Here is a 15,917-nt window from a genome sequence, read left to right on the forward strand (position 1 = left end):
CGTCCCCCCCCCCCCCCCCCCCCCCCCCCCCCCCCCCCCCCCCCCCCCCCCCCCCCCCCCCCCCGCTCCCACATTAACCACACAGGACTCAAGCCCTGTGGTGGACCTTACTCCGCCGCTTCCAGGCTGTACTTGCTCAGGATGGCCGCGTACTCGCCGCTCTTCTTGGTTTCCTCGAAGGCCTTGAGCAACGCCTGGTACGTCGCGTCATTGCCCTTCTTCACAAAGATCCCGAGGGTCTGCGCATAGATCAGGTGTTCGCTGCTCACCACTACCCGGCCCTTGGTCTTCTCGGCGATCAACTTCGCCGCACCGGCAATTTCCACCTGCGCCTGGACGTTGTTGGACAGCAGCGCCTGGGTGACTTCCGGGGCCGAGGGGTACTCGTTCACGGTGATCGCGCCCTTGCCCTTGGGCACGCAGTAATCAGTCGACAGCTTCTGGAACTGCGCGACCCAGGTGGTGCCCTGTTCCAGGCCGATCTTCAAGCCGCAGAGGTCCTCCGGCGTGCCCGGTTTCAGCGTGCTGTTGCTGGGTACCATGATCGCCGCGCCGGTCTTGGCGTAGGGGATGGTCATGGCCTGGGTCTGGCGTTCCGGCGTGATGTACATGCCGGAAATGATCGCGTCGTAGTGCCCGGCATTGAGGCCGAGGATCAGGCTCGGGAACTTGGTGTCAACGAACTGGGCCTTGGCCTCCAGGTGCTTGGCCAGGGCTTGGGACAACTCCGGATCGGAGCCGACCACGTTCTTGTCGGTGTCATAGGACTCGAATGGCGGGTAGGTGATTTCCATCCCGACTTTCAATTGGCCGGGGGTGGCCGTCGAGGCGAAGGCGGCGCTGGCGCAGAGCAGGCTGGCGGCGATCAGGGTCAGGCGCGTTGTGTTTTTGTGCATGTTCGGTGACTCCGATGGGAAGGCTGGGGTGTGAGGGCTGGGTTCAGGACGGCTGCGACTGGTTTTTCAAATGGCCGAAACTCGACGGCTTGCGCGCTTTTTCCGGCAGGGCGATTTCGCCGTTCGCCACGCGCTTGCGCAGGTACTGGTAGGTCTGCAAGGCCTGGCCGTACATGTGTTCGCCAATGGCGATCGGTTCATAGTCCTGGCTGGCCTGGGTGAAACCCGGCAGCGGCTGGATCAGGGTGTGGAAGTCGCAGGCATAGAACAGCGGGAAGGAATAACGCTCCTCGCTCACCGTGCGCACTCGGTGGGCCGTGGCGACAAAGGCCCCGGCGCTCATGACTTCGAGCATGTCGCCGATATTCACCACGAAGGCTCCGGGCACGGGCGGCGCGTCGATCCACTGGCCCTGGTCGTTCATCACTTCCAGGCCCGGCTTGTCCGCCAGCAGGATGGTGAAGCACTCGTAGTCGGTGTGGGCGCCGATGCCGGGGGCATCCTGGGCGGCATTGTCGAAGGGGTAGTGGATCAGCCGCAGCTTCGACGGCGGTCGGGTGACCAGGGCATCGAAGGTGTTCTCGGCCAGGCCCAGGGCCAGGGCAAAACCGCCGAACAGCTTGCGCCCGAGGGCGAAGACCGCCGCGTAATAGGCTTGCACCGCGTCCTTGAAGCCCGGCAGCGTTGGCCAGTCATTCGGTCCCAGCAGCGGCGTGCCGGCCAGTACCAGTGGATCGTCCGCCGGCACTTCGAAGCCGATGTCGAACGCTTCCTTGTGGTCCGGCTTGCCCTTGGCGTACACCTCTTCGCCTTCCGGGACAAAGCCCTTGTGGGAGGCCGACGTGCCGATGTAATGCTGCATCTTGGTTTCGAACGGCTGGGCGAAATAATCCTTGGCCGCCTGGCGCAGGTTGTCGATCAACCGCGGGTCGATGCCGTGCTCGGTGATGTAGAGGAAGCCCACTTCGCTGGCGGCGGCGCCCAATTGTTCGGCCACCGCCAGGCGGTGTTCGAGCTCGACGCTGAACAGCCCGGCGATATTCACCCGCGGAATACTCTGGAAGTTGGCTTGGACCGGGCGGTTGGGGTTGTTCTCAGGCATGACGCAAGCACCTCACGGATGGGTTGATTGGCTGAAACGCTGGAAATGCTCACGCTCGGTCCGGGCCATCCAGACATTCAGCGACCACAGGTCGGCGACCGGCACATTGGTGAAGGGCAGGTGATGCAGGTAGCCGTCCGCGCCGAATTCCGGGGTCAAGGTGGTGACCGTGTAGCCGCGGGCCTGCTGGGCCCGCCAGATGCTTTCCCAGTGGGCCTGGTGGAAGGCCAGCTCACGGGCGTATTCCGGGGCCGCGGGGTGCGGCACCTGCGGGCCCTGGTCGTAGCCGACCCGGGCCTGGATATGGTGAACGCGCTCGACGAAGGCGCTGAGGTCGTCGGCGGGATCGTCCAGCAGGCGTTCGCAAGTGACGATCCAATGGCTGATGTCACTGGTGAACCGCAGATCGGGCAGTTGCCGGATCAGTTCCAGGGTCAACCAGGGGTTGAACAGCGAGCGCGAGCGGTGGGTTTCGAAGCTGCAGAACTGACCGTGACGTTGCGCCAGGGCCATGGCCTGGCCGAAGAACTCCACCTGCTGTGCCAGAGGCCAGCGGTCGTTGCCGGCCAGCACATTGACGAAGCGTGGTTGCAGCTCGGCGGCCCAGGCCAGTTTACGATCCAGGTCCTGCAGGTGTTCGGCGGGGGCGGCGGCTTGTTCGGGGAGCACGTCGTAGGCGCTGAAGAGCGTGCAGATATAGCCCAACTGGTTGGCCCGTAGAAAGGCGCCGAACTCGCTGCGCGCAGCCGCTTGCAGGGGCAGGCGCGCCTCCATGCCATCAAAGCCGGCGGCCAGCAACTCGTCGAGTGCCTGGGCCTTGCTTGCGGTATAGCCCCAAAGGGTACGGAAAATCTCCAGTTTCATCGGTGCGCCTCAACGAAGCCTTGAACGGTTCGATGCGCGTCACGGTGTCGGGCCGGGACGAGCGGTTACGGCAGTAACAGAGGGCGTTCGTCTAGCCAGTTCTCTGTGGAGCCGGTCTGACATCAGGTCAGGGGAGAGTCTTCCCCCCTGCAGGAGCGTGGTGTCGATCTTAGGCAGCCCATGGCGCGCAGAAGAATAGGAAAGCTCAAATCCATACTTCAGAGATTTATGAACCAATAGCTGGCTATCTAGTACTGCAGATCCATCCTGGCGATCCAAGGGTTGTGCTATCGTTGCGGCATTATTCCTACGTTGTTTTAAGAGAATTCCTTCATGGGCGTGGCTGTCTCGACGACAGAGCGATTTTGGGGTTGGAGACAGTTGTGCCTGTCTGCCCTTCTCTGTTTGTTGACGCACATCGGCTTTGCCCGGGACGCCGCGCCCAGCGACGCTGCCGACCAGCGTGCCCGGGCGGTCACCCAGGTGGTGCTGGGGATTCTCAGCTATGCGCGTTGGCCAGTGGAGCCGACGCAACTGCGCCTGTGCATTGTCGGCCCGACCGAATACACCGACGACCTGGTCAAAGGCACCACCCAGGCCTCCGGGCGACCGGTGCTGGTCCAACGGCTGCTGGCGAGCAGTCCGAGCCTCGGCAGTGCCTGTGATGCCGTCTATATCGGCCAGCTGAGCAGCGAAGAACGCAGCCAACTCTTCAATACCCTGAACGGCCACGCGGTGCTGAGCATCAGTGAGGGCGGCGACCAATGCACCGTCGGCAGCCTCTTCTGCCTGCGGGTCGCGGATAGCCAGGTGTCGTTCGAGGTCAACCTCGACTCGGTCGCGCGCAGTGGCGTGCGCATCCATCCCAGCGTCTTGCAACTCTCGCGGCGCCGGAGCGCCCAGCCATGATCGGCTGGATCCGCTCTGGCACGCGCCCCAGCCTGCGTGCGGTATTGGGGCGCGGACACCTGCTGGCGGCCATGGCCGCGGTGGGCCTGGTGAGTGTCTCGCTGACCTTTCTCGGCGTGCTGGCCCTGCGGGTCTATGCCGACCATAACCTGCAACTGATCGCCCGCTCCATCAGCTACACCGTGGAAGCGGCGGTGGTCTTCAATGACAGCAGCGCGGCCACCGAGGCCCTGGCCCTGATCGCCGAGACCGAAGAGGTGGCCGATGCCGAGGTCTTCGACGCCCATGGCCAACTGTTGGCGCGCTGGCAGCGGCCGGAAACCGGTTTACTCTCCGAGGTGGAGATGCAACTGGCGCGAGTCCTGCTCGAACAACCGATCCGCCTGGCGATTGTGCATCAGGACCGCGAGGTCGGCAGTATCCGCCTGACCGGGCATGGTGGCAGCCTGCTGCGTTTCCTGATCAGTGGACTGCTCGGCATCGTGGTGTGCAGTGCCCTGGCGGCCTGGCTCGGGTTGCACCTGGCCCGGCGTCTGCTGCGGGGCATTATCGGCCCGTTGCGCAGCCTCGCCGACGTGGCTCATGCCGCCCGGATCGAGCGGGCCTTCGACCGGCGCGTGCCGCCAGCGCAAATTGCCGAGCTGGACAACCTGGGCAGCGACTTCAACGCCCTGCTCGACGAGCTGGAGTCCTGGCAGACCCACCTGCGCAGAGAAAACGAATCCCTGGCCCACCAGGCCAGCCACGACAGCCTGACCGGTCTGCCGAACCGGGCCTTTTTCGAAGGCCGGCTGATGCGTGCCCTGCGCAATGCCGCCAAGCAGGGCGAGCGGGTCGGCGTACTGTTTCTCGACAGCGATCGCTTCAAGCAGATCAACGACAACTTCGGTCATGCTGCGGGCGATGCGGTGCTGGTCGCCGTGGCGACGCGGGTGCGTGCGCAACTGCGCGAAGAGGACCTGGTGGCGCGCCTGGGCGGTGACGAGTTCGCCGTACTGCTCACGCCGCTGCACAGGATCGAAGACGCCGAGCGCATTGCCGACAAGATCATTGCCAGCATGGATACTCCCATCGCGGTTCCTGGCGAGGCCCAGGTACTGACCTCGTTGAGTATCGGCATCGCGGTTTATCCCGAGCATGGCGCTACCCCGGGCAGCCTGCTCAGCGCCGCCGACGCGGCGATGTACCATGCCAAACGCCTGGCCCGAGGCGGGCAACACACGGCGGAGTCGGAGCACTCCGCCGCCATTGTTCAAACCAGGAGTTGACCCCTTGCACATCTTGACCCGCCTGACCCTACGCTTTTTCTGCCTGGCCCTGTTCAGCGCGCTGCTGGCGCTGGCTGGTTGCCAGACCGCGCCGCCCAAAGGCCTGAGCAGCGCGCAGATCACCGTGCTCAAGCAACAGGGCTTCAAGCTGACGGACGAGGGCTGGGCCTTCGGTCTGTCGGGCAAGGTGCTGTTCGGTAGCGACCTGGAAGTGTTGAACAAGGAAAGCCACGATATCGTCGAGCGGATCGCCAAGGCGCTGTTGGGCGTGGGGATCGAGCGGGTGCGGGTGGACGGGCATACCGATGCCTCGGGCAAGGACACCTACAACGAGCAACTTTCCGTGCGTCGGGCCAACAGCGTGGCGACGGTGCTGGAGCAGACGGGTATGAAACAGCAGAACATCCAGCTGCGTGGTTTCGGCAGCCGCGTACCGGTGGCCAGCAACAGCACGGCAGAAGGGCGTACCGAGAACCGTCGGGTATCGATTGTGGTGATTGCCGACTGAGTGATGCGCGTCGCGTGAGCGCTGTCCGAGCGCAGCCTTTAGCGACGTGGCGAACCCTGTGATAGTGGTTGAGATAACTGGCTTCCGTCTTTTCTCGGTGCACCTGCATGCGGGTATAAGGATGGGCCCTCTCAGGAGGGAGTCGACTGAGAGGATGCTTCAATGCTGCAAGTTCAATGGGCCAGTCACGCGGCGTCTGTTCCCGCCACACTGTGGGAAAACTGTTTTGGCGGTGTTGAAGGTCGTTGGTGGTACGAGGCCCTGGAAGACGCCGGGCTTGAAGATCAGTTCGAATTTGCCTATGCCATTCTGGAGAAAGACGGTCAGCCCATCGGGCTGGCTCCCACGTTCATCATGAACGTGCCCATGGAGTTGGTCGTCCCGCCCTTGATTGCCAAGGCGCTGAGGGTGATCCCGGCGCTGCGTTATCAGCGCACCCTGTTCGTTGGCTCACCTTGTTCCGACGAGGGCACTATCGGTCTGCTGCCCGGTCATTCGCTGGCGGATGTCGTGGTGCCGCTGCAAGACGCGCTGAGCCAGCGGGCGAAAGCCAAAAATGCCTCGATGACCGTCTGGAAGGACTTTGGCGAAGCGCAGAAACCGGCGTTTGCAGGGCTGTGCGAAGCGCGCGGGCTGTTTCCCATGGTGAGTTTTCCGGGCACCGCGGTCGAACTGGCCCCCGGTGGTTTCGAGGGCTATCTCAAGACGCTCAAGAGCCGCCATCGCTATCTGCTGAAAAAGAAACTCAAGCACGGCCTGGTGCCAGGTGCCTTGAGCGTACGGATCGTGCGGCAGCCGGATGAGGAAACCTTGCAAACCTTGTTCAGCCTCTTTCTGCAAACCTACGAGAAGGGCAAGACCAAGTTCGAAAAACTCACCTATGAGTTTTTCCAACAGATCGCCCTCAAGCCCGAGTCGCATTTCATTCTGCTGAGCGATGGAACGACCGGCAAGATGGTGGCGTTCATGCTGTGCTTTCTGCTCGGTGACAAGGCGATCAACAAGTTCATCGGCATCGACTACCAGGTGGGCAAACAGGCGCACCTGTATTTCCAGCTATGGGAACAGGCGGTGACGTGGTCCTACAGTGTTGGGGCCACGCGCCTGGACAGCGGCCAAACCGGTTATCGGGTCAAGCGCGAACTCGGTCATCAACTGGTCGCGCTGGACTGCTATTGCCGTCATCGCAACCCGTTGCTGCATCGCGTCTTCGGCGCGGTGGCCAGGGGCATTACCCTGCAAAGCCTGGACCCGGATCTGCAGACCAGCGCCGAGGAACAGTAGGCGCGACGAGTGTCACACCCGTTCAGGCCGCTCGCAACGGTGTGGTCCAGCGTTCCGAGAGGATCACCCCGCCGAGGGTCAGCGCCCCGCCCAGCAGGTGATACAGCGCCAACGCTTCGTGCAGGACCACGGCGGCGATCAGCGCGGTGATCAGCGGCAGCAGGTTGAAGAACAGGGTGGTCCGGCTCGGCCCGAGGGTCGCCACCGAGCGCATCCACGCCAGCGGCGCGAGCATCGAGGCCAGCAGGCAGGCATACAGCACCAGCCCGACGTTGTGCAGGTTCGGCCCGGTCTTCGGCGACAGCCAGAACAACGGGAACAGCACCAGCACCGCCACCAGCACCTGCAGGTACAGCAGCACCAGGGGCGGTAGGCGCAGCTGCCATTTTTTCAGCAGGGTGCTGTAGATCGCATAGGCCAGGGTGGCGATCAGCATCATCGCGTCGCCCAGATTCACGCCATGGCTCAGCAGCGCCGTCAGGCTGCCGGTCGACACCACCACCAGCACCCCGGCAAACGACAGCAGCGCCCCGGCCAGCGCCCCGGCGGTCAGGCGCTGGCCAAGGCTGAGGATGGCCAGGGTCAACGACATCAAGGGCATCAACGACAGGATGATGCCCATGTTGGTGGCCGAGGTCAGGGTCGCGGCGAAGTACGCCAGGCTTTGGTAGACCGCCATGCCGAGCACCCCGAGCACGAAGACCTTGCCCAGGTTCGGGCGGATCTGGCGCCAGTGGGCCATTACCGGCCTGAGCATGAACGGAGTGAACAACAGGCCCGCCAGCAACCAGCGGTAGAAGCCGATCTCCGCCGGGAAGATCGCGCCGACGGCCATCTTGTTGACCACGGTATTGCCGGCCCAGATAAGGATCGCCAGCAGGGGGAAAGCGTATTGCATGGGGGTTGCAACCAGAATCGTCAATGAGGAGGGATTATCCTCGTGTCTGGATGAGAGCCTATACTTCGATCCGGTCAATCTGCGTTGGAATCCGGACAGCATGGGCAAGCGCTACATCGATATCCCCGATTTTCCTTCTTTGCCGGCCCCGGTGTACTTCCGTTATGCCGAGTTCGGTCCCGATCGCCATGCTGCGGCCCATTGTCATCCCTGGGGTTCCCTCGACTATGTGTCCCACGGGGTCATCCACTACGAAGTGGCCGGCCGGCGCTTTATGTCGCCGTCGCGCTATGCGCTGTGGATACCGCCGAACACCGTGCACAGCTCCCACAACGCCCAGGCGATTGTCTACCGCTCGGTGTACCTGGCCGAGGAGCATTGTCGCGATCTGCCCGCCGAGGCGAGCACCCTGGCCATCAGCGATATTCTCAAGTCGATCCTCAATGACTTCGCTCGGCGCGACGTGAAAATTCCCGACACGCCCGCGGATGTGCGCCTGGCGCAAGTGTTGGTGGACCAATTGCACCAGGCCAAGGTGCAGCATGGTTACCTGCCGTACTCCGACGACCCGGCCTTGCTCAGGGTGTTGGAAGGATTGCAACAGGATCCGGCGGACAATCGCCCGCTGGCGCAGTGGGCCGCGCAGTTGCACGTCAGCGAGAGAACCCTGGCCCGGCTGTTTGTTCGCGAGCTGGGGGTCAGTTTCGGTGAATGGCGCCAACGCCTGCGCTTTATCGGCGCGCTGCAGGCCCTGGAAAGCAGTCGCAGCGTGCAGGAAATGGCCTTCGACCTGGGTTACAGCACGGCCTCTGCGTTTATTGCGATGTTCCAGCGCCAGGCCGGGTGTTCGCCGGAGCAGTACCGGCGTCAGGTGCGCACGGCCTAGCCTGGCGCTGCTGGATGTGTAACAGCGTTTGTCTACACTGAAGGCATGCCGTGCCCTTCGGTACGGTAACAAGGAGAAAACTCCATGAAGATGCTTCGTATCCCATTGTTGTTGATCGGCTTGTTACTTTGCTCGCAGGGCTTTGCGGCAACGGCTCAGCAAAGCAAGATGGCCACTTGCAACGCGGACGCCAAGACCCAGAACCTTGCGGGTGATGCGCGTAAGGCCTTTATGAGTAATTGTCTGAAAGCCGCGCCCGCGGCCGCTACACCCTCCGCCACTCCGGCGGTCATGCCGGCGACCAAGCCGGCGACCGCGGCTGCGCCGGCCAAGGCGCTGACCCCGCAGCAACAAAAGATGAAGGACTGCAACGCCAACCGGCCCCAAGGGCTCAAGGGCGATGCGTACAAGACCTACATCAGTAATTGCCTGAAGAAAAAGTAGTTTCGAACCTGTGCCTGAGCAAGGCTTGCTCGTGATCCGGGCAAGCCCAGCCCCCGCGAAATTTCATGAAGCGGCGATACCTGGCTGTCATAACCGTCCATTAAAATGTCAGGCCGCCGTCCTTCTGGCGTCTGCCGCTGGTCCTCCCAGGCGAACGCTGGCAGACTGCCTGTCTTTTCGCGCCGTTCTTTTTGAGGCTGTATGTCAGCGTTTTCCCAGCGTTACGTAGTCCTGGCCAGTTTGATCCTTGTTTTCGGTGGGTTGTTGCTGGCATTGCCGTTGCGGCTGCTGCCCAGTCTGTTGGCCGGTTTGTTGGTCTTCGAGCTGGTCAACATGCTCACGCCCAAGCTTGAGCACCTGATTGCCGGGCGGCGTGCGCGCTGGCTGGCGGTGGCATTGCTGGGCACCCTGATCGTCAGTGTGTTGAGCCTGATCTTTGCCGGGGCCATCAGTTTCCTGCTGCACGAAGCGGAAAATCCCGGAGCCTCCCTCGGCAAGTTCATGGTGGTGGTGGACAAGGCGCGTGGACAGTTGCCGCCGTTTATCGACGCCTATCTACCGGCCAGTGCGGCCGAGTTCCAGGTCGCGATCGGCGAGTGGCTGAGCAAGCACCTGAGCGATCTGCAACTGGTGGGCAAGGACGCGGCGCATATGTTCGTGACCTTGCTGATCGGCATGGTGCTGGGGGCCATCGTCGCCTTGCAGCATGTGTCGGATATCACCCTGCGCAAACCCCTGGCGGCGGCGCTGTTCGACCGCCTGCGGCTGCTGGTGCAGGCGTTTCGCAATATCGTCTTCGCGCAGATCAAGATCTCGGCGCTGAACACCGCGTTCACCTCGATCTTCCTGGCGGTGATCCTGCCGCTGTTCGGGATCAAGCTGCCGCTGACCAAGACCCTGATCGTGCTGACCTTCCTGCTGGGGCTGTTGCCGGTGATCGGCAACCTGATGTCCAACACCCTGATCACCATCGTCGGCCTGTCGCTGTCGATCTGGGTCGCGGCGGCGGCGTTGGGCTACCTGATGTTTATCCACAAGCTGGAATACTTCCTCAACGCGCGGATCGTCGGCGGGCAGATCAGTGCCAAGTCCTGGGAACTGCTCATGGCCATGCTGGTGTTCGAGGCGGCGTTCGGCCTACCGGGCGTGGTGGCGGGGCCGATCTATTATGCGTACATCAAGAGCGAGCTGAAGCTGGCGGAGTTGGTCTGAGCGACTGGCATCACTTCCCAAGGGCCGGCTTGCCGGCGATGCGACCGACGGCGCGCGCATCGCCTGTCCGGGCTGTTCAAAGCGGTTTAAGACGAAATATGTCCTACTGCGGCCCACGCAATAAGGTCGGAAAGTAAGGGCTGTATCCGACGCACTCTGTTTAATTTCGCCGAGTTCCCCCACCGCCCTTTTTCCGTAGCATTCCATTCTGAATTGAGCTGTCCGCCGCGCATTTTTCATTCATGCCTACGAAGACGTGTGCGTGCAGGAAAAGTGTCTCTGGACTTGTGCTCAGCCTTTAATCCTCAGATGGAGCTGTTGTTTCCCATGCTTACTCAACTGATTAGCACGTCTGCCGCCGTTGCCTTGATTGCAATGCCCCTGTTGGCAACGGCTGCGCCATCCAGTGAGCCGATCTCGCAATTCGGTATCCTCGGCACCTATAACCGCTTCAACCTCAAAGGGGCGGGTTTGTCCGAGAAGGACTCGCTGGCCGAGGGCGGTCTGTTCTATAACTTCGGCAACAAGATGAGCGCCGGGGTCGGCTTGATCTATCAGGCCGGTATTGACCTGAAGTCCGGCAAGGACAAGGACGACCAGCTCAAGGATTTCCAGGGGGATGTGGATATAGGCTGGCGTATGGCCCTGGGGGATCGTGACGCCCTCGATGTGATCGGCGGAGGTGGATACGGTCGTACCCGCTACTCGTCAAAAATCGACCGTCACGAGATTGCCCTGGTCGGCCGCTCGCCGTTCCTCAAGGCGGCGATGGGTTATACCCACCACTTTGATTCCACCACCGTGCGCCTGGAGGCGGGCGTGCGTCGGAGCACCGAAAGCGATCTGAAACTCAAGATCAATGGTATGGATGTCGTGACCGCGGACCTGAAGGACCGGACCAATCCCTACGCGGAAGCGAACTTTCTGTTCAACACCCAAGGTTCGTTGCCGATCACGGCGGGGGTTTATTACAGCCAGACCGGGTATCAGTTGAATATCAATAACGACGTGGCCAAGAAGGTCAAACTCCAGCGTGACGAGTTTGGTGCCAAGGTTGGTATCGCGTTCTGAGAAAATACTGAAAATAGCACAAAACCCGGTAGGAGCCAGCTTGCTGGCGATGAGGCCAGTGAGCCTTGCATCGCCTGATCGGCCGCTATCGCCAGCAAGCTGGCTCCTACCGGGGCCGCGTTTTAATTCAGGTCCCAGGGGGTGTCAGCCGTAGCGCTTCTTCGCCTCGATAGCCAGGCCGCTGCCGATGCTGCCGAAGATATTGCCTTCCACATGCCGGGCATTGGGCAACATCGCCGAGACGCTCTGGCGCAGCGCCGGAATAGCGCTGGAACCGCCGGTGAAGAACACCGTATCGACCTGTGCGACACCCACCCCGGCATCGCCGAGCAGTTGGCTGACACTGTTGCGGATCCGCTCCAGCAGGTTGTCGATAGCCGACTCGAACAGGGCCCGGCTCAACTCCACGCTCAAACCCGGCTCGATACGATCCAGCGGCACATGGCGCTGTGCGGCATGGGTCAACTCGATCTTGGTTTCCTCGATTTCCATCGCCAGCCAGTGGCCGGCGCGCTGTTCGATCAGCTTGAACAGGCGATCGATACCGCCGGTGTCCTCGATGTCGTAGCGCATGCTGCCCAGGGCCAGGTGGGTTTTCTGCGAGTACACCGAGTTGATGGTGTGCCAGGTCGCCAGGCTCATGTGATGGCTGGTGGGCATATAGGCGCCACTCTTCATCCGGCTGCCGTAGCCGAACAGTGGCATCACGCCTTGCAAGCTCAGTTGCTTGTCGAAGTCGGTCCCGCCGATGTGCACGCCGCCGGTGGCGAGGATATCGTCGTGACGGTTGTCCAGGTCCCGACGCTCCGGCGACAGGCGCACCAGGGAGAAGTCCGAGGTACCGCCGCCGATGTCGACGATCAGCACCAGTTCTTCACGGTCCAGGGTCGACTCGTAGTCGAAGGCCGCGGCGATCGGCTCGTACTGGAAGGACACTTCCTTGAAACCGAGTTTCTTCGCCACTTCGGCCAGGGTGTCTTCGGCTTCCTGGTCGGCGGCGGGGTCTTCGTCGACGAAGAACACCGGACGACCCAGCACCACCTGCTCGAACTCGCGCCCGGCGGCGGTTTCGGCGCGCAGCTTCAACTGGCCGATAAACAGCCCCAGCAGGTCTTTGAACGGCATTGCGGTGCCGAGCACGCTGGTGTCGTGCTTGATCAGCTTGGAGCCGAGCAGGCTCTTGAGCGAGCGCATCAGCCGGCCTTCGTAGCCTTCCAGGTACTCGTGCAGGGCCAGCCGGCCATAGACCGGGCGGCGCTCCTCGAAATTGAAGAAGACCACCGACGGCAGGGTGATCTTGTCGTCCTCCAGCGCGATCAGCGTTTCCATGCCGGGACGTATCCAGCCGACGGTGGAGTTGGAGGTGCCGAAGTCGATGCCGCAGGCACGAGCCCCAGAGGCGTTGTTCATGGTGTTCGGGTTCCGGTTGCAAAACGGCCGCGCAGTGTATGCCAGTCGCGCCCGGATTCGAAGGCCGGTGATCCGTTAAATAGCGGTTCTTGTAACGTATTGGACTTGAAAGGCGGGCAATCGTCCCCAAACTTGCAGTCATTGGTTCGGTTTGTATCTGTCGATGACAAGAAATGGCAGTGACCGCCGATAAACTTCTGCAGCGCCCCTGAGTCACAGCCTTGAGATCGGTCAATCTTTGTCGCGCCGATGCGCGCATGCTGTGTCTTGCCGAGCGGCGCGATATCGATAACGGATGGTGATCCTTAGATGGACTTCAAAGACTATTACAAGATCCTGGGTGTGGAGCCGACGGCGGACGACAAGACCATCAAGGCCGCGTACCGCAAGCTGGCGCGCAAGTACCACCCGGATGTCAGCAAGGAAAAGGACGCCGAGGCGAAATTCAAGGATGCCTCCGAAGCCTATGAAGCGCTGAAAAGCGCCGACAAGCGCGCCGAGTACGACGACCTGCGTAAATACGGCCAGCACGGCCAGCCGTTCCAGGGCCCGCCGGGTTGGCAGGGCCGTGGCGGTTTTGGTGGCGGCGGCGCGGACACCGGCGACTTCTCGGACTTCTTCAGTTCGATCTTCGGCTCGCGCGGCAATGGTTTTGGTGGTGGACAACCGGGCCGCAGCGCCGGCCGGCGAGGGCAGGACGTGGAACTGGAATTACCGATTTTCCTGGAAGAAAGCCTCTCCAACGAATCGAAGAAGGTCAGTTTCCAGATCCCGCAGCACAATGCCGCCGGGCAGCATGTCAGCAACACCAGCAAGAGCCTGAACGTGAAGATTCCGGCCGGTGTCACCGACGGCGAGCGTATCCGCCTCAAGGGTCAGGGTGCGCCGGGTGTCGGCGGCGGGGCGAATGGCGACCTGTATCTGACGATTCGTTTCGCACCTCACCCCAAATTTGATGTCGAAGGAGAGAACCTGATCATTACCCTGCCGCTGGCCCCCTGGGAGCTGGCGTTGGGCGCCGAGGTCGCGGTGCCGACCCTGACCGGCAAGATCAACCTCAAGGTCCCGGCGGGTAGCCAGAACGGCCAGCGCATGCGGGCCAAGGGCCATGGGTTGTTGAACAAGGCCGGGCAGCGCGGTTATCTGTTCGTGCAACTCAAGGCGGTCATGCCCCGGCAGAACGACGATGCCGTCAAGGCGTTGTGGCAGGAACTGGCGAAAAAGGCCGCCTTCGACCCGAGAGAGCAATGGAGTAGCTAATCATGAGCAGCCCCTTGACCGTTCAACTGGATATGCAGGCTTTTTGTGAGGTGACCCAATTGCCGGTTGCCTACGTGATCGAAATCGTCGAACACGGCATTCTTGAACCTCAGGGGCGTTCGCCCGAGGCTTGGCGTTTTGGCGATGAAGCGCCGGCGATTGCGCGCCGCGCGGTGAAGCTGCATCGGGACCTGGAGCTGGAGTGGGAGGGTGTCGCGCTGGCGCTGGACCTGCTGGCGGAAGTGCAGTTGCTGCGGGCGGAGAACCAGATGTTGCGCCAGCGCCTGGGGCGCTTTGTGCACGAGTGAATGGGGTCTGTATCCAGTAGCCGGGTGAATGGCCGCCTACGGCGGATCGCTGGCAAGCCAGCTCCCACAGGGGGCGGTGTCGGACAAGGAGTTTGTGGAGGGCACAAATTCCTCCCACAGGGGGCGGTGTCGGACAAGGAATTTGTGGAGGGCACAAATTCCTCCCACAGGGGGCGGTGTCGGACAAGGGATTTGTGGAGGGCACAAATCCCTCCCACAGGGGGCGGTGTCGGACAAGGAATTTGTGGAGGGCACAAATTCCTCCCACAGGGGGGCGGTGTCGGACGAGGAATTTGTGGTGGGTACAAATCCCTTGTGGGAGCCGGCTTGCCGGCGATGAACGATTGTACCTGATGGATCGCGTCGCTAGGCCCGCGAGATCCTGGGCAGGACCACGGTAAAGCGTGTCCCGTCTGCGGCGCTGGAGCTGACCTCTATCGTGCCCTGATGGGCGGTCACCACTTCCTTGGCGATATACAGCCCCAAGCCCAGGCTGGTGGCGGTACCCGGCTGGCCGATCTCTTCGCTGGCGCTACGCACCAACGGGTCGAAGATCGTTGCCAGGGCTTCCGGCGGAATCGGGGTGCCGAAGTTGTGCATGGTCAGGCTGACGGCCTCCGCCCCCCCTTCCAGGCTCAGGGTCAGCGGCCGATGGCTGGCACCATGTTGCAAGGCATTGCCGATCAGGTTCTGCAGCAGTTGCTCGATGCGTCCCCGATCCCACACCCCGTGTACATCGCCTTCCACTTTCAGCAGCGGCAGGCAATCCGGCTGTCCGGCCCAGGCTTCATTGATCACGGCCTTCGCCGCACTGCTCAGGTCCATCGGCGCCGGGTCGATGGGCAGGCTGCTGCCCAGGCGGCTGCGAACGAACTCCAGCAGGTCGCTGATCATGCTGCCCATATGTTGGGTGCCGCGCTTGATGCTGGCGACATACACCAGGCCGTCGGCATCCAGGCGGGTCTTGCGCACCAGCATTTCGGTGGACATGCTCACGGCCTGCAAGGGCGCGCGCAGGTCATGGCCGAGAATGGCGAGGAAAATATCCCGTGAACGGTTCACCTGTTCGGCGTAGGCGGCGGTGGATTCGGTCAGGGCTTCGTCGATGGCTTCGTTGAAGCGAATCATCTCCTGGAAATGCTCCAGTTCCGGCGAGGCCAGGCTGTTGACCCAGCGGCGAATCACGCAGGCGCGCAGGTGCCGGAACTCCGAGGTCATCTGCATCAGGTCGAAACCGGCGGTGTGGCGCAGTTCACCATGGCTGGCGGCAGCGATGTCCAGGCTCGGGCTGCTGTCCGGGCTGTCGCCCTTGGACTTGGCGGTCTGTTCGCTGGCGCTCTGCTGGGTTTGCATGTCCCGGGCGGCGGCCAGCAGGATCGATTTGGCGTGGTCGCGCAAGTCGCCCCGGCCCATGGCCGCCGCCGCTGGGGTCAGGGTTTTGGCGAACTGTTCCCACTCATCGACGATGCTGTCGACCTGCTGCACGATAAAGGTGGATAGGTGCATGCTCGTTATCTCGAAAGGGTACTCGCCAGGTTAACGGCTAGCTTAGCGCCTTTGCGTCCCATTGGCGGGTAGAAAAGGCATTCTGGCCGTG

The 15,917-nt window shown here is 62.3% G+C and carries 16 protein-coding genes; 10 read left to right on the plus strand and 6 right to left on the minus strand.

The genetic code is table 11. The features are described 5' to 3' along the window. Positions 1–107: 107 nt before the first annotated feature. Genes AC07T0_RS23975 through AC07T0_RS23985 form a run of 3 tightly spaced genes read right to left on the minus strand, consistent with a single transcriptional unit; the run spans position 108 to position 2,862 of the window. Positions 108–896: an ABC transporter substrate-binding protein gene (locus AC07T0_RS23975; RefSeq protein WP_495003516.1), complete on the minus strand. Its 789-nt coding sequence runs from the start codon at positions 894–896 to the stop codon at positions 108–110. 43 nt (positions 897–939) lie between these two features. Then, positions 940–1,998, minus strand: coding sequence for an isopenicillin N synthase family dioxygenase (locus tag AC07T0_RS23980; RefSeq protein WP_495003517.1), 1,059 nt, complete (start codon positions 1,996–1,998; stop codon positions 940–942). A gap of 12 nt (positions 1,999–2,010) precedes the next feature. Continuing rightward, complete coding sequence (locus AC07T0_RS23985; RefSeq protein ID WP_495003518.1) at positions 2,011–2,862, minus strand: sugar phosphate isomerase/epimerase family protein; 852 nt, start codon at positions 2,860–2,862, stop codon at positions 2,011–2,013. A gap of 333 nt (positions 2,863–3,195) precedes the next feature. On the opposite strand from AC07T0_RS23985, the gene yfiR reads away from it, so the two are divergent. From yfiR to AC07T0_RS24005, 4 genes are all read left to right on the plus strand, one after another. Beyond that, the gene (gene yfiR, locus AC07T0_RS23990) at positions 3,196–3,771 is read left to right on the plus strand and encodes a regulatory sequestration protein YfiR (RefSeq protein ID WP_495003519.1); all 576 of its coding nucleotides are present in this window, start codon (positions 3,196–3,198) and stop codon (positions 3,769–3,771) included. Next, positions 3,768–5,039, plus strand: coding sequence for a diguanylate cyclase DgcN/YfiN (gene dgcN / locus AC07T0_RS23995; RefSeq protein ID WP_495003520.1), 1,272 nt, complete (start codon positions 3,768–3,770; stop codon positions 5,037–5,039). Before yfiR ends, dgcN begins: the two co-directional genes overlap by 4 nt. Before the next feature lie 10 nt (positions 5,040–5,049). Further along, positions 5,050–5,547 carry an outer membrane lipoprotein YfiB gene (gene yfiB, locus AC07T0_RS24000; protein ID WP_495003599.1) on the plus strand — a complete coding sequence of 166 codons (498 nt, stop codon included), beginning with the start codon at positions 5,050–5,052 and terminating at the stop codon, positions 5,545–5,547. A 162-nt stretch (positions 5,548–5,709) separates the two neighbouring features. After that, a complete protein-coding gene (locus tag AC07T0_RS24005) occupies positions 5,710–6,831 on the plus strand; it encodes a peptidogalycan biosysnthesis protein (RefSeq protein ID WP_495003521.1) in 1,122 nt (373 codons plus the stop codon). 22 nt (positions 6,832–6,853) lie between these two features. On the opposite strand, the gene AC07T0_RS24010 is transcribed toward AC07T0_RS24005, so the two are convergent. Beyond that, positions 6,854–7,729 (minus strand): DMT family transporter, encoded by an 876-nt coding sequence (locus tag AC07T0_RS24010; protein WP_495003522.1) that lies wholly within the window; start codon positions 7,727–7,729, stop codon positions 6,854–6,856. Between the two features lie 100 nt (positions 7,730–7,829). On the opposite strand from AC07T0_RS24010, the gene AC07T0_RS24015 reads away from it, so the two are divergent. From AC07T0_RS24015 to AC07T0_RS24030, 4 genes are all read left to right on the plus strand, one after another. Next, positions 7,830–8,615 carry an AraC family transcriptional regulator gene (locus AC07T0_RS24015; protein ID WP_495003600.1) on the plus strand — a complete coding sequence of 262 codons (786 nt, stop codon included), beginning with the start codon at positions 7,830–7,832 and terminating at the stop codon, positions 8,613–8,615. An 84-nt stretch (positions 8,616–8,699) separates the two neighbouring features. Further along, positions 8,700–9,059 (plus strand): PsiF family protein, encoded by a 360-nt coding sequence (locus AC07T0_RS24020; RefSeq protein WP_495003523.1) that lies wholly within the window; start codon positions 8,700–8,702, stop codon positions 9,057–9,059. 201 nt (positions 9,060–9,260) lie between these two features. Continuing rightward, a complete protein-coding gene (locus tag AC07T0_RS24025) occupies positions 9,261–10,271 on the plus strand; it encodes an AI-2E family transporter (RefSeq protein WP_495003524.1) in 1,011 nt (336 codons plus the stop codon). Positions 10,272–10,646: 375 nt separating this feature from the next. Further along, on the plus strand, positions 10,647–11,342 hold the full coding sequence (locus AC07T0_RS24030) for an outer membrane beta-barrel protein (protein WP_495003525.1): 696 nt from the start codon (positions 10,647–10,649) through the stop codon (positions 11,340–11,342). A 144-nt stretch (positions 11,343–11,486) separates the two neighbouring features. Here the strand turns inward: AC07T0_RS24030 and AC07T0_RS24035 are convergent, their stop codons facing one another. Then, positions 11,487–12,752 (minus strand): Hsp70 family protein, encoded by a 1,266-nt coding sequence (locus AC07T0_RS24035; RefSeq protein ID WP_495003526.1) that lies wholly within the window; start codon positions 12,750–12,752, stop codon positions 11,487–11,489. Positions 12,753–13,061: 309 nt separating this feature from the next. On the opposite strand from AC07T0_RS24035, the gene AC07T0_RS24040 reads away from it, so the two are divergent. Together AC07T0_RS24040 and AC07T0_RS24045 are read left to right on the plus strand one after the other, a co-directional pair. Next, a complete protein-coding gene (locus AC07T0_RS24040; protein ID WP_495003527.1) occupies positions 13,062–14,012 on the plus strand; it encodes a DnaJ C-terminal domain-containing protein in 951 nt (316 codons plus the stop codon). Positions 14,013–14,014: 2 nt separating this feature from the next. Next, on the plus strand, positions 14,015–14,320 hold the full coding sequence (locus AC07T0_RS24045) for a chaperone modulator CbpM (protein WP_495003528.1): 306 nt from the start codon (positions 14,015–14,017) through the stop codon (positions 14,318–14,320). A 366-nt stretch (positions 14,321–14,686) separates the two neighbouring features. On the opposite strand, the gene AC07T0_RS24050 is transcribed toward AC07T0_RS24045, so the two are convergent. Beyond that, positions 14,687–15,826, minus strand: coding sequence for a sensor histidine kinase (locus AC07T0_RS24050; protein ID WP_495003529.1), 1,140 nt, complete (start codon positions 15,824–15,826; stop codon positions 14,687–14,689). Between the last annotated feature and the right edge of the window lie 91 nt (positions 15,827–15,917).

Source organism: Pseudomonas sp. GW821-FHT04D07 (assembly GCF_059420225.1).